We start from the raw sequence: 24,580 nt of genomic DNA on the forward strand, positions 1-24,580 counted from the left end.
ACCGCGGCGCTACGCATTCTACATCCTTTGCGGCTACGAGCTTCGATACCAGCTCGCCAGATTCCACGTCGTGACGTCCCAGCCCGACATGTCGACCATCAGGTTGTTGACGCCGGCGTTGACGATGTGGCGCGAGAGTAGGGGCAGGAGTACGTTGGCCTCGCAGAAGATCTCGTCGACCTTGATCAGCAGCGCGGCGCGCTTGACCGGGTCGAGCTCGTTCTGCGCGGCCTTGTAGGCCTTGTCGGCCTCGGGATCGGAATAGCGCGAATTGTTGCGGCCCAGCCATTTGTTGTCCTTGCTGGCGATCTCCCAGGAGACGCACTGGTTCAGGAAGCGCTCCGGATCGGGCTGCGGCTGCGTCGTGTTGTACATCTCCATGTCGGCATAGAATTTCGAGTAGGTGTCGGGGTTGCCGACATCAGAGGAGAAGAACACCGATGCGGCGACCGCCTTGATCTCGATCTCGATGCCGGCCTTCTGGCAGGCTTGCTTGATGATGGCCTGGGTCTTCTGGCGCGGGGCGTTGGTCGAAGTCTGAAACACGTATTTGAGCTTCTTGCCGTTCTTCTCGCGGATGCCGTCCGCGCCCCTGGTCCAACCGGCCTCGTCGAGGATCTTGTTGGCCTTGTCGGCGTCGAATTCGTATTTCAGCTTGGGCGACTTGAACTGCTTGGGCGCGTTGACGAAGCTCGCGGTTGCGACGCCGCCGCGTCCGTAGATGAACTTCTGGATCGAGTCGCGGTCGATCAGGAGATTGATCGCCCGGCGGACGGCGGGATCGGACAGCGTTGGGTGCTTGGTCTTGACGCTCGAACGTTCGCCGTCGACCTCGGTCCACGGGTCCGTCGTGTTGAGGATAATGAACTCGACGTTGCCGGAGGGCGTGACGTCGAGCTTTCCTTTGCCGCCCGCCTCCATGCGCTTGAGGACCTCCTCCTCCACCTGCATGTTCCAGGCATAGTCGTATTCGCCGGTCTGCAGCACGGCGCGCGCCGCAGAGACCGCGTCGCCGCCACCCTTGACCTCGAGCGTGTCGAAATGCGGCTGGTTCTTGACGTGGTAATCGGGGTTGCGCTCGGCGCGGATCAAGTCGCCCGGCTTGAACTCGACGAATTTGTATGGGCCGGTGCCGACCGGCTTCAGATTGCCGGGAGCCTCGCGTGACTTTGCGCCGGCATAATCGCCGAAATGATGCTTCGGCAGGATCTGGCCGACCGAGCCGACGAACGGGTCGGCCCAGAATGGCGTCGGCGCCTTGAAGATCACCTTGACGGCGTGGTCGTCGATCTTCTCGACCTTGATGTCCTTGTAGGAGCCCGTGGTGTAGGCCGCGGTTGCGAGATCCGCCGCGTATTGCCAGGTGAACACGACGTCGTCGGCGGTGAAGGGCTTGCCGTCATGCCATTTGACGCCCTGCTTCAGTTTCCAGATCACGCTCATGCCATCGGCTGCAAGGCCGCCGTTCGCCTTGGTCGGGACCTCGGCGGCAAGGCAGGGGATGAGATTGCCGTCCTTGTCCCAGCCGGCGAGCGGCTCGAAGAAGACGCGCGAGGCGATCTGGTCCTTGGTGCCGTTCGCGAAATGCGGATTGAGCAAAGTGGGCGCCTGCCAGAGCAGGATCTTGAGCGGGCCGCCGCCGCCGGCCTGGGTCGGCTTGTACGCGAGCGTCGCATCCGCCATCGCCACGTCGTTCCAGAGCAGGATCTGGCTTGCGACCGGCGCTGCGATCCCGACCGCAGCCATGGTCCGGATGAACGAGCGTCGCGACAGCGTGCCGTGCTTCACCTCCGCGATCAGACCCCGGATGTCGTTTTCGTTCATCAGATGCCTCCACCTCAACAAAAAAGTCGTCACCGGCATGCAAGTTACGTGCACTCTAGCTTGGGACGCCTGATGTCGTGGAGTCAAAGGGATACCCTGCGGCGAAATGACGAACGCGCCCAGATGCGCGTTCCCGGGCGATCGGCCGCGCCGCAGCAACATGGCCCGGCTCTTGCTGGCCAGTATGATGGATATGTATAAACATCATACTTGGAGGTGGCGTGGTTCGGTCAGGTGGTGTCTTGAGGCAGGCGTTCGAGCCTGGCGTGCTGTTCGGCGGGCTGATCGCCGCCAACATCGCCGTATGGGCTTTCGCCTTCGCAGCGTTCGGCGACCGGCCGACGGTGATGGCGACTGCTCTGCTGGCCTGGGTGTTCGGCCTGCGCCATGCCGTCGATGCCGACCATATCGCCGCGATCGACAATGCCGTGCGCAAGCTGATGCAGGCGGGCGATACGCCGCGCAGCGCCGGTCTCTATTTTGCGCTCGGCCATTCCACGGTCGTCCTGGTCGCAACCATGCTGCTCGCGCTCGGCGTCGTGAGCTTCGGCGGCGATGGCCTGCTGAAGGAGATCGGCGGCCTGATCGGCACCTCGGTATCGGCGCTGTTCCTGCTGGTGATCGCGGCGATCAATCTCGCCATCTTCGCCGGGCTGTGGCGGATCCTGCGCGAGGTGCGCGAGCAGGGCGTCCATGACGCCGCGCAGCTCGAGGCGCTGCTTGCCGCCCGCGGGTTCATGGCGCGATGTCTCGCTCCGATGTTCCGCCTTGTGACCAGGCCCTGGCACATGTATCCGCTCGGGCTGCTGTTCGGGCTCGGCTTCGACACCGCGACGGAGATCGGCCTGCTCGGCATCTCTGCCACCGAAGCCGCGCGCGGCGTCTCGCTCGCGCAGGTGCTGGTCTTCCCCGCGCTGTTCGCCGCCGGCATGGCGCTGGTCGACACGGCCGATTCCGCGCTGATGGTGAGTGCCTATCGCTGGGCTTTCGTCGATCCCTATCGCAAGCTCTGGTACAATCTCACGATCACCGGCGCCTCCGTCGCGGTTGCGCTGTTCATCGGCGGCATCGAGGCGCTCGGTCTGATCGCGGACCGGCTCGGTCTGTCGGGCGGGCCGTGGTGGCTGGTTGAGACCCTCAACGATTCGCTCGCCAATGTCGGCTTCGCCGTGATCATGTTGTTCGTGATCGCATGGCTGCTCTCGGTCGTGCTCTATCGCCGCATGGCTCCGAACGACCGGCGGCGGATGGTCGATCCTGACCAGCTGAGCAGGGATGCCGCGCCGGGGTGATCGCACCCTGGTGTGTCGCAACGGCAACAATCGGCGACTTTCCGCGATCCGTGATCAGATCAAAATTCCGCGCGCCCTTGCGAACGACCAACTCGCGCCAACATAGCGTCCGGTAAGGATCACACGCCAGGGGGCGGGTGAAACAGGCGGCTGTCGACAGCGAGTGAGCATCATGCGCGCGTTCTTCCGAATCGCGTTCGTTCTATCTGCCCTGTGGTTTTCTGCTCATCCAAACGCATCCCAGGCCCACGCCATCATCGTCTCGTCCTCGCCGGCAACCGGCGCGACAATATCCGGTGATACCGTGGCGATCCGCCTGCACTTCAACAGCCGGATCGATCGCGCACGCTCCAAACTGACGCTGCTGGCTCCGGACGGTGCGGCGCGCGCCCTGACGCCGGCTTCCGATGCGCCCGCCGACGAGCTCAACGCCGATGCGACGCTGCTGCCGGCAGGGGCATGGCACTTGCGCTGGCAGGTGCTGAGCGTCGACGGGCACATCACCCGCGGCGACATTCCGTTCACCGTCCACTGACGTGTACCTGCTCCTCGACATCTTCGGCTATCTGTCGGTGGTCCTGCGGGGCCTGATCCTGATCGCCCAGTCGTTCACCCTCGGCGGTCTCGCGTTTCAGCTGTTGCTGTGGGGACCGTTGCAGCCGGAGCTCTCCGTCTATGGCCTCACGATCGAGGAGCGATGCCGCGCGTTCCTGCGGTTCAGCGCCTTCGCATGGGCGCTCCTCACCGTCGCCTCGCTGGCGCTCAATGCGGCCGCGCTGGTCGGGACGCTCCAGGTGCCCTGGAGCGAGGCGGTCAGCGCCGATTTCGGCCGTGCCGACCTCGTCATCGCGGCTTGCGCAGTCGGCATCACCGTCCTGGCGAACGGTCCCGCGCACCGGCTGCGGTCCGCTGCACTTCTCGCCCTTTCGGTGCTGGCGCTGGCGATGCAGACCCGGCTCACGCATGCGGCCAGCCGGCCGGATGTGCGCTGGCCGCTGCTGCTGTCCGACGCAGGCCACATGGCGGGGGCGGCGGTCTGGATCGGCGGTCTTCCCTATTTCCTGATCGCGCTGAACGGCTGCAAGGACGCCGGCGACTGGCGCCTGATCGCGCGCCGCTATTCGCTGATGTCGATGGCCGCGGTTGCCGCGATCGTCTGCGGCGGCCTCGTTATGGCCGCGAACTATATCGGCTCGGTCGCGGCGATCTACGGCACCGCCTATGGTGTCATGACCCTGGCCAAGCTCGGCCTGCTCCTGATGCTGCTGACGCTTGGCGCGGGCAACTACTTCCTGGTCGAGCGGCTGCGCCGCGATCCATCGACGCCGATCCTTCGCCTGAAGCGTTTCGCCGAGGTCGAGATCGGCATCGGCCTCACCGTGCTGCTCGCCGCCGCGTCCCTGACCTCGTTGCCGCCGGGCGCGGATCTCCCGCACGATCGCCTCGCCTGGCATGAGATTGTCGAGCGCGCCACGCCGCAATGGCCGCCGCGCCTGACCAGCCCGGATTACGACAAGCTCACCGTCGCGCAGCTCCAGGCGAAGATCACGCTTGCGGACGCCGGGCGCGCCAACGCACAAGCGGCCTATGTTCCCGGCGAGGGCACGATCCTGCCGCGCAATGCCGAGGACATCGCCTGGTCCGAGTACAACCACCATTGGGCTGGCATCTTCGTGGTGCTGATCGGGCTCCTGGCGCTGGTCGAGCATTTTCGCTGGGGCCGCTGGGCGCGGCATTGGCCGCTGCTCTTCCTTGCGATGGCGGCCTTCTTGTTCTTCCGCGCCGACGAGCAGGCCTGGCCGCTCGGCCCGGCCGGCTTCTTCGAGTCGCTGCGCGATCCCGAAGTGGCGCAGCATCGCATTTTCGTGCTTCTCATCGCCGTGTTCGGGCTGTTCGAATGGCGTGTGCGCTTACGCGGCAGCAAGGCCGGGCCGGCGGCCCTGGTGTTTCCCCTGACCACGGCGCTCGGAGGCGCGCTGCTGCTCACGCATTCCCATGCGATCGCCAACATCAAGGACCAGCTGCTCATCGAGATGAGCCACACCCCGCTCGCGCTGTGCGGCGTCGCCGCCGGCTGGGCGCGCTGGCTCGAGCTGCGGCTCGACGGACGGGTCAGCCGGGCGGCGGCCTGGATCTGGCCGGTGGCCTTCATCCTGGTCGGGCTGATCCTGCTCGATTACCGCGAAGCCTGAACGCGCTTTCAGTCGTACTGATCCGGCCCCATCGCCCACGACGTCTGATCGTGGCCGAACGCGTAATTGCGGTTGTTGACCGCTGGATTGCGATTGACCATCGGCCGCATGAACATCGGATGGGTCGCGCTGCGCACCTCGTGCTCGACCGTGAACAGAGGCTTGCCGCTGTCGAGATCGACGATGTCGCAGAACCGGTATTGATATTGGTTGTCCTCGCGCGAGATCAAATTGCGTGCGAGCAGCTTGCGGTACGGGCCGGAGAAGTCGGTGATGTACATTTGGACGTGGTGCCCGTCATAGTCGCCCAGCGGCCGGTCGGTCTCGCGAAACAAGAGATGCTGGTCGCGGCCCGTCTTCACCGCCGCAACGGTGCCGTCGCCATTGCGCAAACTAGCGGGCATGCCCATGACCTCCGGATAGAAGGCGCAGATCGGCAGCGCCGTTCCAATCGGCACCTCGAACTCGACATAGGGAATGCCGAGCGTGATGCGGCCGAAGCGCGCCGCGTCCGGCTCATAAACGCGCATGCGGTTGCCCCACGGGCAGACGGCCTCGACATGGTCATTGTGCTCGGAGAAGGTGAAGGCGGTGCCTTCGAGCTTCTTCGCGACCGATGCCAGTCGCGCTAGCAGCGCCTCGCGTCCCTCGATGACGAGGCCGGTATGGCCGCGCAACACCTGCGGCCTGCCGCTCGGCAGGTGGAACTGGCTCCGTCCGGCGTTGATCCACATGTTGGTGTCGGACACCATCAGATAGGGATCGCGGGTGAGCCCAAGTCCCGTGACGTAGAATAATGTCGCCAGGCGCTGGTCCGGGACCTGGATGTTGACGTGCTCGAAATGAATCGCGTTGCCGAGATCTTCTGCGGATCGATCGAATTGTTGCGGCATGGCTGTGCGCTCTGGATGAGGGGATGGACAGGCCATACTAGAGCACAATTTCCGTCAGCCGAAACAGTTCGGCGATCACATCTTGAGGGCGGGCATCACGTCTTTCGCCACCTTGCCGCGGCAACCAGTCCCTGTAATCTGGGCAAAAGACATCAAGGAAAGGACCTATGGGGGGAGTTCTGGAAGGCGTGCGCGTCCTCGATTTCGGGCGCTACATCGCGGGGCCGTATTGCGCGACCCTGCTGGCCGAATTCGGCGCCGAGGTCATTCGCGTGGAGAAGCGCGACGGCAGCGAGGACCGCTTCGTCGCGCCGGTCGGTGAGGGCGGCGAAGGCGCGCTGTTCCTCCAGATCAATCGCAACAAGAAGTGCATCACGCTCGATCCGATGACGCCGGAAGGGCAGGAGGTGATGCGCCGCCTGATCGCGACCGCCGACGTCGTCGTCGCCAATCTGCCGCCGCAGACCCTGCACGCGATGAAGCTCGATTACGACTCGCTTCGAGCGATCAAGCCCGACATCATCCTGACCACGGCAACGGCGTTCGGCGGGCCGGGACCGTGGTCCGACCGCGTCGGCTTCGACGGTGTCGGCCAGGTCATGTCGGGCTCAGTGTACATGACCGGTGCCGGCGATCCGCCCTACCGCGCCGCGGTGAACTGGGTCGATTTCGGAACCGCGCTGCATTGCGCGTTCGGGACGCTCGCCGCGCTGATCGAGCGCGGCAAGTCCGGCCGCGGGCAGATCGTCGAGGGCGCGCTGCTGGCCACCGCGTTGTCCTTCACCAATGCCACGCTGATCGAGCAGGCCGTCATCAACGTCAATCGCGTTCCGACAGGAAATCTCGGCCAGACGGCAGCGCCGGCCGACATCTACCGCACCAAGGACGGCTGGGTGCTGTGCCAGGTCACCGGACATCCGCTGTTCAAGCGCTGGGCGAAACTGATGGGCGAGGAGGAGCAGTGGCTGAACGATCCGCGCTTTGCCGACGACATCAGCCGCGGCAATAACGGCGCCATCATCAGTGAGCGGATGGCGCGCTGGTGCGCCGAGCGCACTACGCAGGAGGCTGTCGATACGTTGGGCAAGGCGATGATCCCGACCGGGCCCGTGCTGAGCCCGCAGCAGGCGCTCGATCATCCGCACATCCGCGCCGCCGGTTTCATGCAGGATGTCGACTATCCTGGCTTGCCGAAGCCTGCGCCGGTGGTGCGCGCCGCCGTGCGGCTGTCGGAAACGCCGGGAGAGATCGCGGCGCGCCCGCCTACGCTCGGCGAACATACCGATCGAATCCTCGCCGAGCTCGGCTATGACAACGCGGCGATCGCTGCTCTTCGGCAGAGTGGCATCGTCTAGCGGAGGCTGGACTGGACCGCCGGCTGAAACGTTCAGTCGGCGGTCCAGTGCGATCTAGAGGAACTTGGGGAAGTTCTAAGGCCGCAAGGCAACGCTAACCTGTCCCGCGCAAACGCATCAAGTTTCGTAGTGTTGCTCCGGCGACAGATTCGTTGCCGCGGCCAGGAAATGGCCATACTTGCAGCACGCGGCCTGCCGCTGCTCGATCCTAGCCGGCCTTGGTCGTGTAAATGGTGGCGAAGCGCTCGCGGAGCAGATTCTTCTGCACCTTGCCCATGGTGTTGCGCGGCAACGTCTCGACGAAGATAACGCGCTTGGGCTGCTTGAATTTCGCGAGGCGCCCCGACAGCGCGTCGAGAATGGCGCGCTCGTCGACCGACGAATTGGGCGAGCGGACCACGGCGGCGGTGACGCCCTCGCCGAAGTCCGCGTGCGGCACGCCGACCACGGCGCTTTCCGATACGCCGTCAATGGCGTCGATCTCGGTCTCGATCTCCTTCGGATAGACATTGAAGCCGCCGGTGATGATGAGATCCTTGCCGCGGCCGACGATGTGGAGATAACCGTCCGCATCGAGCTTGCCGAGATCGCCGGTGATGAAGAAGCCATCGGCGCGGAATTCTGCAGCGGTCTTGTCCGGCATGTTCCAGTAGCCTGCGAACACATTCGGCCCCTTCACCTCGATCATGCCGACGTCGCCAACGGGGAGGATTGCGCCGGTCTCGGGATCGGTGACGCGAACCTCGACGGCGGGAAGCGGCCGGCCGACCGAGCCGGCAATGCGCGCGCCCTCGTAGGGATTGGAGGCGATCATTCCCGTCTCGGTCATGCCGTAGCGTTCCAGAATCGCGTGCCCGGTCCGCTCCTTCCAGGCCCGGTGTGTTTCGGCCAGAAGCGGCGCCGAGCCGGCGACGAACAGCCTCATGTTGGAGGTGGCTTGCTCGTTCAGCTTCGCGCTCTCGAGCAGGCGGACATAGAAGGTCGGCACGCCCATCAGCACGGTGCTGCGCGCCATCGTTGCCAGAATCCGTTCGGCGTCGAACTTCTGCATGAACAGGATGCGCGCGCGCGCGGCGAAGCTGACGTTGCAGGCCACGAAGAGCCCGTGAACGTGATAGATCGGCAGCGCATGGATCAGCGCGTCCTTGCTCGAATAGCGCCACTCCTGGACGAGCGTCAGGGCGTTCGAAGAAAGGTTGCCGTGCGTCAGCATGGCTCCCTTCGAGCGGCCGGTCGTGCCCGAGGTGTAGAGGATGGCGGCGAGATCGTCATTCGTCCTGGAGACGGTGTCGAATCCCGTCGGAAAGCCTGCCGCGGCATCGGCGAGCGAGCCCTTGCCGTGGTGATCGAGCGTCTCGACCCGGCCGCCTGCCTTGGCGGCGATGGCGCGCAAATCGGCCTCTTCCCGGGGATCGCACACGATCAATGTCGGCTGCGCGTCGCGGATGAAATACTCGGTCTCAGTCGGCGTATAGGCGGTGTTGAGCGGCAGATAGACCGCGCCAGTGCGCAGCGTTGCAAGATAGAGCGCGACGGCCTCGACGGATTTCTCCACCTTGACCGCGACGCGGTGGTCCGGGCCAATGCCGATCCTCGTAAGGAAATTCGCGAACCTGCCGCTCAGCGCGGCAAGGTCGGCATAGCTCAACGTCGTGCCGTCGTCCTTCTCGATGCAGATGGATGGGTCGGACTCCGCGCCGGCGAGCATGCGATCATACAGGTTCGAGGTCATGACGAGATCTTCCGTTGCGAGTTGGTGTGAGGACTGGGAACGAGGTCGCGCGATGACAATTTCGCGCGAAGCGCCTTCTTCACCTTGTCGGACGCGACGACGGTGCCGGCTTCCGCAAAGGCTTCGTGGTTCGCCTCGATGTGCTCGAGCGCGTAGAGATAGTTCACCATCAGCCCGTACGACTGCTTCATGCCCTTGGCCGAAGCATCCCCCAGGAAATTCAGCCGCTCCAGGCGCGCGCCGTTGCCGAGGTGGAAGCGGGCGACCGGGTCGACCGGCTTACCCGACGGCAGCTTCGCCTTGAGGAAGTAATAGGCGGCCAGTGACGTGATGGCGTCCTTGGCGTTCGCAATGTCACCGCCCTCATCGAGCGCGGCCATCGCCCGCCTTGTGTCCTCGTCGATCGCGGCGGAGGCCTCGGTCTTGTGCTCGCGCCGGACCCAACCGGCAAAGCCGGGCACCGGCGACAGGGTGACGAAGGTCTTCAGGTTCGGCAGCTCGCGGGCGAGATCCTGCACCACCTGCTTGATCAGGAAATTACCGAAGGAGACGCCGGCAAGGCCCTTTTGCGTGTTCGAGATCGAGTAGAACACGGCGGTGGTCGCCTCGCGCGCGGCAATCGCCTGGCGCGATTTGTCCAGCAGCGGGCCGATCGCGCCGGGAATCTCCCTGGTGAGCGCGACCTCGACGAAGATCAGCGGCTCGTCGACCAGCTGCGGATGAAAGAACGCGTAGCAGCGGCGGTCCGGCGGTTCGAGCCGGTTGCGCAAATCGTCCCAGTCCTGGATGGCGTGGACGGCTTCATACCTGATGATCTTCTCCAGGATGTTCGCCGAGGTGGTCCAGTCGATCGGCCGCAGCACCAGAAAACCCCGGTTGAACCAGGACGAGAACAGATGGACGAAATCGTCGTCGACGGCCTGGAGCTCGGGATGCGCGCGCAGCAGCGACAGCAGCACCTCGCGCATCCGCACCAGTGACGACGTCCCGCCGGGCGCGAGGTTGAGGCGCCGGATCAGTTCCTGCCGGCGCGGCTCCGCGGCGGCATGGAGCGCCTCGAGCTTGCTTCCGTCGCCGCCCTCCTTGCGCTGATAGGCGGCGATCGCGAGCTCGATCGCGCGACGGTCCGGCCCGAACCGGTCGGCGAGCGAGGATAGAAATTTGAGCCGCTGCGGCTCGGCCGCGGCTTCGAACGCTGAGAGCAGCGATTGCGCGATCGCAACGCCGGAGGCCTCGCCGCGCCGCGACAGCAGCGCCTCGCCGAGAAGCTCGAGGTCGCGATCTTCGCTCCCGTCCCGTTCCGCCTTCATGCCCAGGACCGCGCGGCCGCGTTGCGTCAACGTGTCGATCAGCCCCTGCAGGAATTCGGGCGCGGCGATGCGTCCGGATCGGATGTCGTTCAGCATGGTTCGTGCCTCCTCGGGTTATCGCGATGGCGGACCCATCACGAGGTTGGGCAGATAGGTCGAGATCGACGGCACCAGGCACAGCAGGACGACCGCAAGGGCCATCAGCACGACGAAAGGCAGCGTTCCCCAGATCACGTCCCGCAGGGGGATGTCGGGTGCGATGTTCCTGATGACGAAGATGTTGAGCCCGACCGGCGGATGGATGAGGCCCATCTCCATCACGATCGTCATCACCACGCCGAACCAGATCAGGTCGAAGCCGGCGTCCTTGAGCGGCGGCAGGATGATCGGCGCTGTCATCAGGATGATCGAGACCGGCGGCAGGAAGAAGCCGAGCACGACCACCAGGACCAGGATCGCGCCCAGCAGCACCCAGCGCGACAGCTGCATCGCGACGATCGCCTGTGCCGCGCCCTGGCTGATGTGGAGATAGCTCATCACGTAGGAGTAGAGCAGCGACATGCCGATGATCAGCATCAGCATGGTCGATTCCTTCAGCGTCGATTCCAGGATCGGGCCGAGATCCCGCGGGCGCCACACGCCGTAGATCGAGGCGATCAGGACCAGCGCCAGGATGCCGCCGAGGCCGGCGGTTTCCGACGGCGTCGCGTACCCGCCATAGAGCGCGATCATGACGCCGCTGAGCAGCACGACGAAGGGCAGCACGCGCGGCAGCGCGCCGAACCGCATCGCCATGGTGAAGCGCTCGTTCGACAGGATCGGATGCTGCGCCGGATCGGCCGCATAGGCGCGCTGCGCCGCTTTGTATTCGGCCTTGAACCTCAGCACCGCATAGGTCGCAAACAGCAGCACCAGGAGAAGGCCCGGCCCGATGCCTGCGAGGAAGAGACGGCCGAGCGACTGCTCCGCCGCGACCGCATAGAGGATCATGGTGATCGAAGGCGGCAGCAGGATGCCGAGCGTACCGCCGGCGGCGATCACGCCCGCGGCGAAGCCGCCGGAATAGCCGCGCTTGCGCATCTCGGGAATGCCGGCCGAGCCGATCGCCGAGCAGGTGGCCGGAGAGGATCCGGCCATCGCGGCGAACAGCGCGCAGGCGAAGACGTTGGCGATGCCGAGACCGCCGGGAATGCGGCCCATCCAGACATGCAGCGCGCTGTAGAGATCCTGTCCCGCCTTCGACTTGCCGATCGCGGCGCCCTTCAGGATGAAGAGCGGGATCGCCAGCAGCGTGATCGAGGCCATCTCCTCGTAGACGTTCTGCGTCACCGTATCGAGCGATGCGGCGGGCATGAAATAATACATGAAGACGACGGCGACCGCGCCGAGCGCCAGCGCGATCGGCATGCCCGAGGCCATGACGGCGAGGGTCGCACCACCATACATCAGTCCGACGGCAAGCGTGCTCATTTGCTCCTCCATGCGTCGACGCTCGCGGCGAGCTGAAGCGCGATCTGCAGCGTCATCAGCGTCATGCCCAGCGACATCATGCTGTAGGGGATCCACAGCGGCGGGGCCCAGGTCGAGCCAGACACCTGGCCGTCCACCCAGGCTTCGTGGAGCAGCGTCCAGGATTTCCAGGCGAAGAAGCAGCAGAACAGCAGGCTCGCGATGTCGACCACGAGCATGCGGATCGCGTTGCCGCGCTTCGACAGATAGCCGGTGAGGGCCTCGATGCCGATATGGCCGCGCCCGGCCTGCACGAACGCGGTGGACAGGAACGTGGCACCGACCAGCAGGAACACCGCGGCCTCGTCCTGCCAATAGGTTGCCGCGTTGAAGAAGTAGCGCGCGGCCACGCTGTAGCTGAGGATCGTGCTCGCGACGATGAGCGCGATCGAGCAGAGCACGACGATCGTCCTGTTGAGCAGGCTCATCGCGCGGGCGATCCGTCCCACCGGGGATCCGGGGCGCGCCGCCGTCACTGTGGCTGAATGGCCGAGATCGATGCCGTGCGCGCTCATGAGCCGGCCTCCATGGCAAGCTTGATCAGGCGGGCGCAGTTCTCGTTCTTGTTGGCGTAGTCCTTCCAGGCCGTGTCGCGGGCAAGCTCCCGCCACACCTGAACCGTCTTGTCGTCGAGATCGTGCACCGTCGCGCCGGCGGCCTGGTAGACCTTGGCCACGCGGACGTCGTCCTCCACCGCAGCAGTGCGGCCGAACGCTTCGAGCTCGGCGCCGACCGAGACGATGATGTCGCGCTCCTCGCTCGAAAGCCGGTCGAATACCGCCTTCGACATCACGAGCGGCTCGAGCATGAACCAGTAGCTCTTGGCCCGCCCGGTCGTCAGATGCTTGGCGAGCTCTTCCAGGCGGAACGAGGTCAGGCTGGTGGACGAGGTGAGGGCGGCATCGCACGCGCCGGTTTGCATCGCCGCATAGAGTTCGTTGGAGGGCAGCGACAGCACCGAGGCGCCGGCCGCCTGCAGCACGAGATCCATCTCGCGCGAGCCGCCGCGGATCTTCATGCCCTTGGCATCGCCGACCTCGACCAGCGGACGCGCACGGCTGGCGACGCCGCCGGCCTGCCAGATCCAGGTGATGATGACGAGGCCTTTGGCGGCGAGGAATTTGCCGAACTCCTGGCCGATCGGCTTGTTCTTCCAGCCGAGGCCTTCGTCGTAACCGGTGACGAGGCCCGGCATCAGGCCGATGTTCAGTTCGGGAAGATCGCCGCCGGCGTAGGAGATCGGGATGAGGCTCATGTCGAGCGCGCCTTTGCGCATCGCCGAGACCTGTGCGTTGGTCTTCATCAGCGACGAGCCCGGATAGATCTCGGCGGTCATCGCGCCCTTGCTGCGCTCCTGGATCAGCGCCGCAAAGCGCCGGCAGAGCCGGTCGCGGAAATCGCCCTCGGTCGCGGTGCCTCCCGGAAACTGGTGCGAGATCTTCAGGGCCGTGGCCGCGTGCGCCTCTCCGAACCGGAGCAGTGCCGGGGCTGCGATCCCCAGAGCCAGGGCCTGGCGTCTTGAAATCCTCATTCCATACCTCCCGTTGCTAGATTGCATTTTTTGTTTCTAATCTTGCATACAATTTGTATATGAACTGCATGCTGTATGTTTTGTCAAGTCTATGGTATGGAATTAGCCGATAAGGTGCATACAATGAGCCAGGCCTTCAGACTGAAGCAGTCGATCGAAGACGCTGTGATTGCAGGGGAATTCCTGCCGGGCGATCGCCTGGACGAGGCCTCGCTCGCGGAGCGATTCGGGGTGTCGCGCACCCCCATCCGGGAGGCGTTGCTTCAGCTCGGCGCCGAAGGTTTCATCGATGTCCGCCCGCGCCGGGGTGCGATCGTCAGCGTTCCCTCACCGACCCGGCTGTTCGAGATGTTCGAGACCATGGCCGAGATCGAAAGCGCCTGCGGACGGCTGGCCGCGCGCCGGCTGACGCCGGACAATGACGCGGCGATGGAGACGGCTCACCGCGCCTGCGAGATTGCCGCGCACGAAGGCGACAGCGAGCAGTACTACGCGGACAACCGCAATTTTCATGAAGCGATCTATCGCGCCAGCCGCAACAGCTTCCTGGCCGATCAGGCGTTCGCCCTGCACAAGCGCTTGAGCGCCTATCGCCGCATCCAGCTTCGGGCGCGCAATCGTCTGCTGCAATCGCTCCAGGAGCACGCCGGGATTCTCGAAGCGATCCGTGCCGGCGACGAGCAACTCGCCGCGACGCGGCTGCACGACCACGTTCTCGTGCAGGGCGAGCGGTTCTCGGACATGGTGCTCGGCCTTGCCGGCGATCGACGTTCGGATGCCGCCGGCAGGAGCGGGACGGCGAAATAGAGGCGGGCTGACGAGCGTCGGCTCCAGGCTCCGCCTCACCTGATGCTGGCGACACCGATTGCCAGCACCGACATCAAGAGCACATTCGTCAGCAGCTCCACCGCCGTCTTCGGCTCAGCCAGCCAGCGCGAGACCTTTTCAGTGAAGGACAGCGTGGCATCGCCGAACATCGGCGCGCTGTTGTGCCTGAAGGCGCGCGGAAATTTCGCCGCGAGCCAGGGCGTCATGAGACCGTGGAAAGTCGCCGCGAGCACGATGAAGATGGTGGCGCCATAGCGCTCGCTGACGATCGCGGAGGCCGCCACGAGCTTCATCATCAGGACGACGCTGGAATAGAGCGGCACGCCCTGGAAGACGGCGTACAGCGCAAAGCATTCGAGGCGATTATGGGCCGCGAATTTCGGAGCGGTGAGGGCGGTCATGACGGCTCTCCTGGCTGGTGGTTCTCGCCAGTTTCGCTCTTCGGGAGCTGCTTCGCCGTGATGCGCCTCACGCTTGCTATGGCGCCGTCGTCGCCGCGAATTCGTTTCCTGTTTCAGGCCGAATGGAGAAAGGCTCGCCCGCCGAAGGCCGCCAATATGGATTTCCTTTTTATTGATTTCGCGCTGCGGAGAAGCGAATACGGTTCCAATGATTGTCGTTGAGTGATGGAGACCAAGATGTCGTTTCGCCTTCCCCTGATCCTGTCGGCCGTGCTCGCCGCATGGTCCGCCGCAGCCGCGGCCGAGACCATCAAGATCGGCGTGACGCCGGGGCCGCACGCGCAGATCCTCGAAGCCGTGAAGCCGATCGCCGCCAAGCGGGGGCTCGACATCCAGCTGATCGAGTTCTCCGATTACGTGGTGCCGAACGCTGCGCTCGATGCCGGCGAGATCCAGGCCAATTCGTTCCAGAACCAGCCCTATCTCGACAACCAGAAGGCCGACCGCGGCTACAAGATCGAGGCTGTCGCTCTGACCGTGAACTTCCCGATCGGCGTCTATTCGAAGAAGCACAAGGCCTTCGCCGATATCCCCGAGGGCGGCAAGGTCTCGATCCCGAACGATCCGACCAATGGCGGCCGCGTGCTGCTGCTGCTCCGCGACAAGGGCGTGATCAAGCTGAAGGACGGCACGGGCTTCAAGCCGACCGTGCTCGACATCACCGAGAATCCCAAGAAGCTGAAATTCATCGAGGTCGATGCGGCGCAGGCTCCACGCGCGCTCGACGACGTCGACGCAGCCGCGATCAACACCAATTATGCAACCCAGGCGGGCCTCGATCCGGTCAAGGACCCGATCCTGCGCGAGGACCCGAAGGGTCCTTATGTGAACCTGATCGCCGTGCGCACCGCCGACAAGGACAAGCCCTGGGTCAAGGTGCTGGTGGACAGCTATCACACGCCCGAGGTCAAGGAGTTCGTCCTGACCAAGTTCAAGGGCGCGGTGCTGCCGAGCTGGTAGGCAGTCTGCCCAGCGAGAGTCCAGCGCGGGAGGGATGATCCGGCGGGCAGCCTTGCGCAATGCCCGCTTGTCTGAAGCTGCGGCAACCGACATCATCGGGGCCCATCCTCGCCCGACAGGGATCGTATGAAACGCTTTGCAAATCTGAAACGCCTGGGCTTCTTCACGCGGCTGCTCGACGAGGCGCCGCCGGCGGACCGCTATCGCTTCGCCGCCGAGCAGATCGTGCGCGCCGAGAAGGCCGGGCTCGATTCCGCGTGGATCGCGCAACATCATTTTCACGAGCGCGAGGGCGGTCTGCCGTCGCCCTTCACCTTCCTCGGTTATGTCGCAGCCCAGACCTCGCGCATCCGCCTCGGCACCGGCATCGTAACGCTGCCGCTGGAGAATGCGGTGCGGGTGGCGGAGGACGCTGCGGTGCTCGATCTTCTCTGCAACGGGCGCTTCGAGCTCGGCGTCGGCACCGGCGGCAACCCGTCGGCCTTCGCCGCCTTCGGCCTCGACGGCGCCCAGCGCAATGAGATCTTTGCGCGCAATCTCGAAATCGTCCGCAAGGCACTGACCGGCAAGCCGCTCGACGGCGGCGACACGCTCTATCCGCAGCGGCCGCAACTGGACAAGCGCATCTGGCAGGCGACGTTCTCCGTCGCCGGCGGCGCCCGGGCCGGCAAGGCCGGTGATGGCCTTCTGCTCTCGCGCACCCAGCCGCGATCCAAGGACGCGCCGAAGGCGACGCTCGCCGAGATCCAGAACCCGATCATCGACGCCTATCTCGAAGCGCTGCCGCCAGGCTGCGAGCCGCGCATCATGGCCTCGCGCAGCGTCTTCGTCGCCGACGACCATCGCGAGGCGATGCGGCTTGCCGATCTCGGACTGCGCCGCGCGCTGCCGCAATTCATGAAGGGCGGTCACCTTCCGCCGGGCGAGACGCTGGAGGAGATGATCGCGGCGTTCGACACCCATGTCGGCGCTGCCGACGAGGTGATCGCCTCGCTCCGCACCGATGCGACGCTGGAGCGGGTGACCGATCTGGTCTTCCAGGTGCATTCGGTCGATGCGCCGCATCCCTATGTCCTGCGCTCGATCGAGCTGGTCGCGGAGAAGGTGGCGCCCGCGCTGGGCTGGACCCGGACGGCGGCCAAAGACGTTGCCCTCGCAGACTAGTCCGGATGAATGTGATCGCGTTGCACGAGGCTGAATGATGGCACCGAAGGATATCATCGACACGCTCGCCGGCATCGAGCCCGGCTCCACCCTGGACGCCATCCGCGCGCGCCGCCTGCAGGCGCGCGAGAACGCGCAGAAGAGCTATCTCTCGCTGTTCGAGCCGATCGACGCCGGCGATTTTTCGCTTGCCGAACGCGCTGCGGTCGCGGCCTTCGTGACCGGGCTCCATGGCGAGTCCCCCGTCGCCGCCTTCTATCGCGAGAAGCTCGCAGCGAACGCGGATGGAGCGGCGCTCATCGAGCCGATCCAGGTCGAAATCGCGCGCGGCAAGACGTCGGGTCCCTATGGCGCTTTTCCGGCCGGACCATTGTCGGTCGAGAACAAGGCCGGCTTGATCTATCGCGTCAGCGCGGAACGCAAACCGCAGCTCGGCGCCCGGCTCGTTGCGGCGTTTGAGCATGCGCATCTGCTGGTCTTCCGCCCGCGCGATGCCGCATCCGCCGACATGAAGGCGCTGCTGGCCGCCGGCTGGTCGACCACCGGCATCGTCACGTTCTCCCAGCTCGTTGCGTTCCTGTCGTTTCAGGTCCGCGTCGTCAGCGGCTTGCGCACGCTCGCAGCGGCAAGCGCGTAGGAGGTTGCATCATGAGCACCGTCAATCCGCCGGTCGTGTTTACCCAGGACGAGCTCGGCTGGGTGTCGTGGATCGATCCGCTGCCCGAGGCCGAGCTGACCGAGCGGCACTTTGCCGGCCTCGTCGATCGTGCCCGCGCCAAGTCGGAATATTTCCGCCTGCTGGTGCGCGACCCTGAGGTGCTGGAGGCCCGCACCAAGACCGACAAGGACATCTTCTACAACGTCGCCGACGGTCTGCCGCGCGCCGAGCGCGAGCTCGCTGCCGCCGCGACCTCACGCTACAACGGCTGCATCTATTGCGCCTCCGTGCATGCGCGCTTTGCCAGCACCTATTCCAAGCGCCGCGAGGATGTGCAGCGCCTGCTCGATGAAGGCGTTGGTGCCGATCTCGGCGAGCGCTGGAATGCCGTGGTCAAGGCCTCCGTGGCACTGGCCGAGACGCCGATCGCCTTCGGTCCCGACAATATCGCGGAGCTGCGCCGCGCCGGTCTCGACGACGCCGAGATTGTCGACGTCATCAACGGCGCCTCGTTCTTCAACTGGGCGAACCGGCTGATGCTGTCGCTCGGCGAGCCCTCGAAATAGGCAATCTCACCGGCACAAGAATTGCTGCTTGTATCAACTAAAGTGGATGGAGCCGTGCATGAGCAACATCGATCGTCGTACCCTGGTCAAAGGATCGCTCGCCGCCATGATGGCGGGCGCGGCCTTCTCGCGCAGCGCGTTTGCGCAATCCGCCGAGCCGATCCTGCTCGGCGTCAGCGGCCCCCTAACCGGGCCGAACGCGCAATATGGCACGCAGTGGAAGCAGGGCTTTGACCTCGCGCTCGACGAGATCACGGCGGCCGGCGGCATCAACGGCCGCAAGCTCGCCTATCAATTCGAGGACAGCCAGAGCGATCCGCGCCAGTCGGTGGCGATCGCGCAGAAGTTCGTCTCCGATCCCCGCATCGTGCTGGAGCTCGGCGATTTCTCGAGTCCCGCCTCGATGGCGGCTTCGCCAATCTATCAGCGCGGCGGCCTCGTGCAGTTCGGCTTCACCAACTCGCACCCCGACTTTACCAAGGGCGGCGACTTCATGTGGAGCACGTCTGTGAGCCAGGCCGACGAGCAGCCGCTGCTGGCGGCCTATGCCGTGAAGCGCCTCGGCCTGAAGAAGCTCGCAGTGCTGCATCTCAACACCGATTGGGGCCGGACCAGCCGCGACTATTTCGTCAAGGCCGCCAAGGAATACGGCGCCGAGGTCGCGGTGACCGAAGGCTACATCGCGGAGGAGCGCGACTTCCGCTCGACGCTGGTGCGCGTGCGCGATGCCAATCCGGATGGGCTGATCCTGATCTCTTATTATTCTGACGGCGCACTCATCGCGCGCCAGGCCCGCCAGGTCGGCTTGAAGCAGACCATCTGCGCGGCAAGCTCGGTCTACTCTCCGAAATTCCTGGAGCTCGGCGGCGAGGCGGTCGAGGCCGTCCATCTCGGCACGCGCTATTTCCCCGAGGATCCCAGGCCCGAGGTGAAGAAATTCATCGCCGGTTTCAAGGCCAAGTATGGCGGGCAGGAGCCCGACGCCTTCAACGCCTATTCCTATGATGCGATGAACATGGCGGCCGCCGTCGTCAAGATCGGCGGCACCGACCGCCGCGCCATTCGCGACGCCTTCGCCAAGGTGAAGGATGTCTCGAGCGTCATCTTCGGCTCGGCGACGTTCGACGTCGAGAGCCGCCGCGTCAAGGGCGCGATGAACGCCGAACTCGTCGTGCGCAAGGGCCAGTTCGCGCTATGGGACGGCAAGCCGACCTGACATGATGGCCGGAGCGGGGGCTCCGGCCGCTTTCCTCTCTTCGCGGTGATATCAGCGTGTCTTCCTGGCTCGACTACACGATCAACGGGCTGATCGTCGGCAATGTCTACGCCCTCGTTGCGGTCGGGCTCGCGCTGATCTTCGGCGTCAGCCGGCTGATCAACTTCGCGCAAGGCTCGATCTATCTGGTCGGCGCCTATATCGGCTGGGTCGCGGTGGTGCAGCTGCATACGCCGCTGCCGCTCACCATCATCGTGGTGGCGGCGGCCGCGGCGGTGGTTGGCCTGATCATCGAGCGGTTCGGCCTGCGGCCGCTGCAGAATTCGGTGCGCATCGCGCCGCTGCTCGCGACGATCGGCATCAGCTTCGTGCTCGATCAGCTGGTGATGCTGACCTTCTCGCCCAATCCGCGCGCGCTGCCGAGCCAGCTGCCTGATGTCCGCTTCCAGCTCGGCGGCGGCACCATCGGCCCGCTCGATCTGCTCATCGCCGGCGTCGGCATCACCAGCGCGCTGCTGCTGTTCGTGTTCCTGCGCTACAGCAAGCTCGGCTGGGCGGTGCGCGCCGCCTCGCAGGATCGCGACGCCGCGATGCAGATGGGCGTCGACGTCAACCGCGTCAATCAGGCCGTTTTCGGCATCGCCGCCGCGCTCGGCGGCGTCTCCGGCATGCTGGTCGGCATGTACTACAACCAGATCGACACCGCGATGAGCCTTCAGGCGACGCTCAAGGGCGTCGTTGCCGAAGTCGTCGGCGGCGCCGGCAACGTGCCGGGCGCGGTCATCGGCAGCCTGCTGCTGGGCCTCGTCGAGAGCTACGGCGTTGCCGTGTTCGGCACCAGCTATCGCAATTTGTTCGCCTTCCTGCTGCTGGTCGTCGTGCTCGTGCTGCGGCCGAACGGCCTGTTCGCCAGCGCGCGGCAGGCGCCGCCCGAGCCGCTCACCGGCACCTTTATCGCGCCGAGCCGTCCGGTGCGCATTCCGCGCTGGGCCTTGGCCGTCGCGGCCGCTGGCTTTGCGATCCTGCCGTTCTTCCCGGTGTCCTTCTACGTGCTCCAGACCCTGATCAACGCCTGGCTGCTCGGCATGCTCGCGCTCAGCCTGACGCTGGTTGCGGGCACGATGGGCCAGGTCTCGCTCGGACATGCCGCGCTGCTGGCGATCGGCGCCTATACGTCGGCGCTGCTGTCGCTGACGCTCTCCGTCCCGGTCGGCCTTGCCGTGATCGGCGGCGGCCTGGTGAGCGCTGCGCTCGGCACGCTGCTGATCTCGCCATCCTTCCGCCTGCGCGGGCACTATGTGTCGATCGCCACCCTCGCCATCGGCGAGATCGTGTCGCTGGTGATCCTGAACTGGGAGAGCGTGACGCGCGGTCCGATCGGCATTTCCGGCATCCCGCCGCTGTCGCTGTTCGGCTACGATCTGATCAGTCCGACTTCGATCTACTGGTTCAGCTTTGCCGTGATGGTCGTGCTGGCACTGCTGCAAGGACGCCTGCTCGGCTCGCATCTCGGCCGCAGCTTCCGTGCTATCAGAGACGACGACATCGCCGCGCGCGCCTATGGCCTCAGCCTGAACCGCTACAAGTCGCTGGCCTTCATCTTCGGCGGCTTCGCTGCGGGCGTCAGCGGCGGCATCGCCGCGCATCTCTATTCCTACATCAACCACGAGACCTTCAACACGCAGCAATCCATCCTGGCGCTGACCGTCGTCATCCTCGGCGGGCTCGGCAATGTCGTCGGCGCGATTGTCGGATCGGTGGCGCTGGTCGGCCTGCCCGAGGTCTTCCGGATCGCGGCGGAGTATCGCATCCTGATCTACGGCATCGTGCTGCTGCTGCTGGTGCGGTTCAGGCCGCAGGGCCTGTTGGGGACGATCTGATGGCGGAGCAGCTTCACGCCATGCTGTCCCTGCGCGGGCTGACGCGCCGCTTCGGCGGCCTCACCGCGGTGGACGCCATCGATCTCGACCTCGCCAGGGGCGAGCTCATCAGCATCATCGGCCCGAACGGCGCCGGCAAGACGACGCTGTTCAATCTCGTGACCGGGCTCGATCGGCCCGATGCCGGGACGGTTCGTTTCGAGGGCCAGGACATCACCGGCCTGTCGCCGGAACGGCTTGCCGCCGAAGGCATCGCGCGCACCTTCCAGCTCGGTCGCGTGTTCGGCAATCTCAGCGTCATGGACAATGTCCTGATCGGCGCGCATACGCGCTTGCGCGCCGTCAAGCCGGCGGTGCCGGTGATCGGGCCGCTGCTCGAGTTGGGCCTGGCCTTGCTGCGTCCCTCGAGCGTCAAGGCGGAAGAGGAGCGGCTGCGCGAGGAGGTGAGGGCCATCCTCGCCCGCTTCGGCGAGCGCCTGCTGCCGCGCATCGACCAGCCTGCCTATAGCCTGTCCTACGCCAACCGCCGCCGCGTCGAGATCGCGCGTGCTCTGGCGCTCAAACCGCGCCTCTTGCTGCTCGACGAGCCCACCGCCGGCATGAACCCGACCGAGACCGCGGAGATGCAGGCGCTCGTCGCCGAATTGAAAGCCGAAGGACTGACCATCCTCCTGATCGAGCACAAGCTGGAGATGGTGATGCGCCTGTCCGACCGTGTCATCGTTATGGACGAGGGCAAGAAGATCGCGGAAGGGCCGGGCGAACAGGTGCGAACCGATCCCAAGGTGATCGAGGCCTATCTCGGCCACGGCCTGTCGGGCGCGGCGGAGCAGGAGAGCGCGGCATGACGACGAGCGCACCCGAACCGCTGCTGGCGTTATCCAATGTCAACACCTTCTACGGCCAAGCGCAGGTGCATTTCGACCTGTCGATCACGGTCGCCCGCGGCCACATCGTCTGCCTGCTCGGCGGCAATGCCAGCGGCAAGTCGACGACGATGAAGATCATTCTGGGTCTGGTGAAGCCGCGCTCGGGCGAGGTCACGTTCGACGGCGCCTCGCTGATCGGCCTGTCCACGCCGCAGATCGTCCGCCGCGGCATCGCCTCGGTGCCGGAGGCGCGGCGGCTGTTCGCCGACATGAGCGTGCGCGAAAACATTTTGATGGGCGCCTTCGTGCGCAACGACCGCGATGCCGTCGCGCAGGATCTCGACAGGATGCTGACGCTGTTCCCAAAACTCGGCCAGCGGCTGTCGCAGCGCGCAGGCTCGCTCTCCGGCGGCGAGCAGCAGATGGTGGCGATGGCGCGCGCGCTGATGAGCCGTCCCAGGATGATCGTGATGGACGAGCCGACCATGGGCCTGTCGCCACTCTATGTCGATCGCGTGCTGGAGCTGATCCGCGCCATCAACCAGGAAGGCGTCTCGGTCTTCATGGTCGAGCAGAACGCCAGCCTTGCGCTGGAGATCGCGCATGAAGCCTATGTGCTGCAGACCGGCAAGATCGTGCTGTCAGGGTCAGCGCGCGCGCTGAAGGACGATCCGCGGGTGCGCGACGCCTATCTCGGCGGCTCCGAAGCCGCGTAGCGTTTCAAGCGGAAGCTGCGCTTTGCGCCGGCTCCGCCGGCTGGTCATCGCCATTGGGATCGCCCGGCGCGGTCGCCCAGGCCAGCTCCACCAGCGTCACGATCCTGCGGCCGCCGCCGTCGAGCTGGACGACGATCAGGCCCTGCTCCTCCATATAGCCGAGCAGGCGCTGCGCGCGGCGCAGCGAATGCGAGCCATAGGCGCGCGCGATCGCGGCGTCGCCGGGGCAGGGCCAGCCTTCCTTGGCCGCGCGCGCGATCATCATGAACACGCCCTGCATGTCGTCGGGCAGGATCGAGGCGCGCAGCGACACCTCCTGCCAGGCGTCATCCTCGGCCAGATCAGTGCCGACGCCAGCGCGCGCATGCGTCAGCATGCGGCGGAATTCGTTGAGATCGGGCACCGCCGCCCCTAAGCCCTCGATGCGGCAGCGGACCACGAATTCCTGATACAGCACGCCGATGGCGCGGAAGCCGGCGTCGGGCTCGGCGAGCACGGCCCTGAGCGTGCGATCGACGCGCTCGCGCCGCTCGGCGAGCTCTTCGGCGCTGACAGGCACCTCGATCGGCTCCGCACGCGCTTCCGGCACGGTGGCGGCTTTCGCGGCGCGGAGCTGCTCGAGCAGATCCGGCGCGGGCCGGCGCTGCGGCCGGCTGGCATCGGGCGGCGGCGCAGCCAGGATCACGGCGCGCATCTCTTCGCTTGCGGCTTCCGGCAGCGGCATCAGCCGCGGCGTCGAATTGCGCGGGCTGGTGTCGGTCGGGCCGATGTTGAGGCGCAGCGGACGGCGCGACAGCGCCGGTCCCAGCGCCATGAATTGCCCGCGCTCGAGATCCCGAAAGGCTTCGGCCTGCCGCCGCTCCATGCCGAGCAGATCGGCGGCGCGCGCCATGTCGATGTCGAGGAAGGTCCGGCCCATCAAAAAATTCGAGGCTTCCGCCGCGACGTTCTTGGCGAGTTTTGCGAGGCGCTGGGTCGCGATGATGCCGGCGAGCCCGCGCTTGCGGCCGCGGCACATCAGATTGGTCATGGCGCCGAGCGAGAGTTTTCGCGCTTCGTCCGAGACTTCGCCCGCGACGGCCGGCGCGAACAGCTGCGCCTCGTCCACCACCACCAGCATCGGGTACCAATGGTCGCGGTCGACATCGAACATCCCGCCGAGAAAGGCGGCCGCGCGCCGCATCTGGTTCTCGGCGTCCAGTCCTTCGAGATTGAGCACAGTGGACACGCGATGCAGCCGCGCGCGCTCACCGGCAACCTGCAGGCCACGCTCGGTGTGGTCCTCGGCGTCGATTACGAGATGGCCGAAGCGCTCGGCCAGCGTGACGAAATCGCCTTCGGGATCGATGATGGCCTGCTGCACCCAGGGCGCGCTCTGCTCCAGCAGGCGCCGCAGCAGATGCGACTTGCCGGAGCCCGAATTGCCCTGCACCAGGAGACGGGTCGCCAGGAGTTCCTCGAGGTCCATGGCCGCCGCGGCGCCGGCCGTGGTCTGCCCCATCTCGATCGCAACCGTCATGTCCCCGACTCAAGTCCCCATCATCCGCGGACAGGGGCTTATCAATCCCGCCGCGGCGCGTCGAGCGCTCCAGCGCGAATCAGGCCACGTTGCCCACGGCGGCGT

Annotated in this window: 23 protein-coding genes; 14 read left to right on the forward strand and 9 right to left on the reverse strand. The window is 65.7% G+C overall.

Annotated elements, in window-relative coordinates; translation table 11 throughout:
• Positions 1-33: 33 nt before the first annotated feature.
• Positions 34-1,824, reverse strand: coding sequence for a peptide ABC transporter substrate-binding protein (locus tag JQ635_RS33595; RefSeq protein WP_211414059.1), 1,791 nt, complete (start codon positions 1,822-1,824; stop codon positions 34-36).
• Positions 1,825-2,066: 242 nt separating this feature from the next.
• Between JQ635_RS33595 and JQ635_RS33600 the strand changes: the two genes are divergently transcribed.
• The 3 genes from JQ635_RS33600 (at position 2,067) to JQ635_RS33610 (ending at position 5,308) form a co-directional block, all read left to right on the forward strand.
• Entirely contained in the window at positions 2,067-3,116 is a 1,050-nt protein-coding gene (locus JQ635_RS33600; RefSeq protein ID WP_211414060.1) for a HoxN/HupN/NixA family nickel/cobalt transporter, read from the forward strand.
• A gap of 172 nt (positions 3,117-3,288) precedes the next feature.
• Positions 3,289-3,651, forward strand: a complete 363-nt coding sequence (locus tag JQ635_RS33605) for a copper resistance CopC family protein (protein WP_211414061.1) — start codon at positions 3,289-3,291, stop codon at positions 3,649-3,651.
• Position 3,652: 1 nt separating this feature from the next.
• Positions 3,653-5,308, forward strand: a complete 1,656-nt coding sequence (locus JQ635_RS33610) for a copper resistance D family protein (RefSeq protein WP_211414062.1) — start codon at positions 3,653-3,655, stop codon at positions 5,306-5,308.
• Positions 5,309-5,316: 8 nt separating this feature from the next.
• On the opposite strand, the gene JQ635_RS33615 is transcribed toward JQ635_RS33610, so the two are convergent.
• Entirely contained in the window at positions 5,317-6,201 is an 885-nt protein-coding gene (locus JQ635_RS33615; protein WP_211414063.1) for a VOC family protein, read from the reverse strand.
• Positions 6,202-6,368: 167 nt separating this feature from the next.
• Between JQ635_RS33615 and JQ635_RS33620 the strand changes: the two genes are divergently transcribed.
• Positions 6,369-7,556, forward strand: a complete 1,188-nt coding sequence (locus JQ635_RS33620) for a CaiB/BaiF CoA transferase family protein (RefSeq protein WP_211414064.1) — start codon at positions 6,369-6,371, stop codon at positions 7,554-7,556.
• A 208-nt stretch (positions 7,557-7,764) separates the two neighbouring features.
• Here JQ635_RS33620 and JQ635_RS33625 read toward each other — a convergent pair whose 3' ends face one another.
• Genes JQ635_RS33625 through dctP form a run of 5 tightly spaced genes read right to left on the reverse strand, consistent with a single transcriptional unit; the run spans position 7,765 to position 13,638 of the window.
• Positions 7,765-9,288 carry a malonate--CoA ligase gene (locus JQ635_RS33625; RefSeq protein WP_211414065.1) on the reverse strand — a complete coding sequence of 508 codons (1,524 nt, stop codon included), beginning with the start codon at positions 9,286-9,288 and terminating at the stop codon, positions 7,765-7,767.
• Positions 9,285-10,694: a malonyl-CoA decarboxylase gene (locus tag JQ635_RS33630; protein WP_211414066.1), complete on the reverse strand. Its 1,410-nt coding sequence runs from the start codon at positions 10,692-10,694 to the stop codon at positions 9,285-9,287. The genes JQ635_RS33625 and JQ635_RS33630 overlap by 4 nt, the downstream gene beginning before the upstream one ends.
• A gap of 18 nt (positions 10,695-10,712) precedes the next feature.
• The gene (locus JQ635_RS33635; RefSeq protein WP_211414067.1) at positions 10,713-12,068 is read right to left on the reverse strand and encodes a TRAP transporter large permease; all 1,356 of its coding nucleotides are present in this window, start codon (positions 12,066-12,068) and stop codon (positions 10,713-10,715) included.
• Positions 12,065-12,622, reverse strand: a complete 558-nt coding sequence (locus JQ635_RS33640) for a TRAP transporter small permease (RefSeq protein WP_211414068.1) — start codon at positions 12,620-12,622, stop codon at positions 12,065-12,067. Before JQ635_RS33640 ends, JQ635_RS33635 begins: the two co-directional genes overlap by 4 nt.
• Positions 12,619-13,638, reverse strand: a complete 1,020-nt coding sequence (dctP, locus tag JQ635_RS33645) for a TRAP transporter substrate-binding protein DctP (protein WP_211414069.1) — start codon at positions 13,636-13,638, stop codon at positions 12,619-12,621. The genes JQ635_RS33640 and dctP overlap by 4 nt, the downstream gene beginning before the upstream one ends.
• 123 nt (positions 13,639-13,761) lie before the next feature.
• On the opposite strand from dctP, the gene JQ635_RS33650 reads away from it, so the two are divergent.
• Complete coding sequence (locus JQ635_RS33650; protein WP_211414070.1) at positions 13,762-14,445, forward strand: GntR family transcriptional regulator; 684 nt, start codon at positions 13,762-13,764, stop codon at positions 14,443-14,445.
• Positions 14,446-14,480: 35 nt separating this feature from the next.
• On the opposite strand, the gene JQ635_RS33655 is transcribed toward JQ635_RS33650, so the two are convergent.
• Entirely contained in the window at positions 14,481-14,867 is a 387-nt protein-coding gene (locus tag JQ635_RS33655) for a hypothetical protein (protein ID WP_211414071.1), read from the reverse strand.
• A 57-nt stretch (positions 14,868-14,924) separates the two neighbouring features.
• On the opposite strand from JQ635_RS33655, the gene JQ635_RS33660 reads away from it, so the two are divergent.
• From JQ635_RS33660 to JQ635_RS33700, 9 genes are all read left to right on the forward strand, one after another.
• A complete protein-coding gene (locus JQ635_RS33660) occupies positions 14,925-15,089 on the forward strand; it encodes a hypothetical protein (protein WP_211414072.1) in 165 nt (54 codons plus the stop codon).
• 3 nt (positions 15,090-15,092) lie between these two features.
• On the forward strand, positions 15,093-15,887 hold the full coding sequence (locus JQ635_RS33665; RefSeq protein ID WP_211414106.1) for a MetQ/NlpA family ABC transporter substrate-binding protein: 795 nt from the start codon (positions 15,093-15,095) through the stop codon (positions 15,885-15,887).
• A 126-nt stretch (positions 15,888-16,013) separates the two neighbouring features.
• Complete coding sequence (locus JQ635_RS33670) at positions 16,014-17,051, forward strand: putative FMN-dependent luciferase-like monooxygenase (protein WP_211414073.1); 1,038 nt, start codon at positions 16,014-16,016, stop codon at positions 17,049-17,051.
• A gap of 37 nt (positions 17,052-17,088) precedes the next feature.
• Positions 17,089-17,688, forward strand: coding sequence for a CMD domain protein (locus JQ635_RS33675; RefSeq protein WP_211414107.1), 600 nt, complete (start codon positions 17,089-17,091; stop codon positions 17,686-17,688).
• 11 nt (positions 17,689-17,699) lie between these two features.
• Positions 17,700-18,275 carry an alkylhydroperoxidase domain protein gene (locus tag JQ635_RS33680; RefSeq protein WP_211414074.1) on the forward strand — a complete coding sequence of 192 codons (576 nt, stop codon included), beginning with the start codon at positions 17,700-17,702 and terminating at the stop codon, positions 18,273-18,275.
• Positions 18,276-18,333: 58 nt separating this feature from the next.
• Complete coding sequence (locus JQ635_RS33685; RefSeq protein WP_211414075.1) at positions 18,334-19,491, forward strand: ABC transporter substrate-binding protein; 1,158 nt, start codon at positions 18,334-18,336, stop codon at positions 19,489-19,491.
• Between the two features lie 56 nt (positions 19,492-19,547).
• Positions 19,548-21,371, forward strand: a complete 1,824-nt coding sequence (locus JQ635_RS33690) for an ABC transporter permease (protein WP_211414076.1) — start codon at positions 19,548-19,550, stop codon at positions 21,369-21,371.
• Positions 21,371-22,219 carry an ABC transporter ATP-binding protein gene (locus tag JQ635_RS33695; RefSeq protein WP_211414077.1) on the forward strand — a complete coding sequence of 283 codons (849 nt, stop codon included), beginning with the start codon at positions 21,371-21,373 and terminating at the stop codon, positions 22,217-22,219. Before JQ635_RS33690 ends, JQ635_RS33695 begins: the two co-directional genes overlap by 1 nt.
• A complete protein-coding gene (locus JQ635_RS33700) occupies positions 22,216-22,956 on the forward strand; it encodes an ABC transporter ATP-binding protein (RefSeq protein ID WP_211414078.1) in 741 nt (246 codons plus the stop codon). The genes JQ635_RS33695 and JQ635_RS33700 overlap by 4 nt, the downstream gene beginning before the upstream one ends.
• Before the next feature lie 4 nt (positions 22,957-22,960).
• On the opposite strand, the gene JQ635_RS33705 is transcribed toward JQ635_RS33700, so the two are convergent.
• Positions 22,961-24,475 (reverse strand): ATP-binding protein, encoded by a 1,515-nt coding sequence (locus JQ635_RS33705; protein ID WP_211414079.1) that lies wholly within the window; start codon positions 24,473-24,475, stop codon positions 22,961-22,963.
• Positions 24,476-24,580 lie beyond the last annotated feature (105 nt).

Origin of the sequence: Bradyrhizobium iriomotense (assembly GCF_018130765.1) — a bacterium.
Classification (GTDB): Bacteria; Pseudomonadota; Alphaproteobacteria; order Rhizobiales; family Xanthobacteraceae; genus Bradyrhizobium; species Bradyrhizobium iriomotense_A.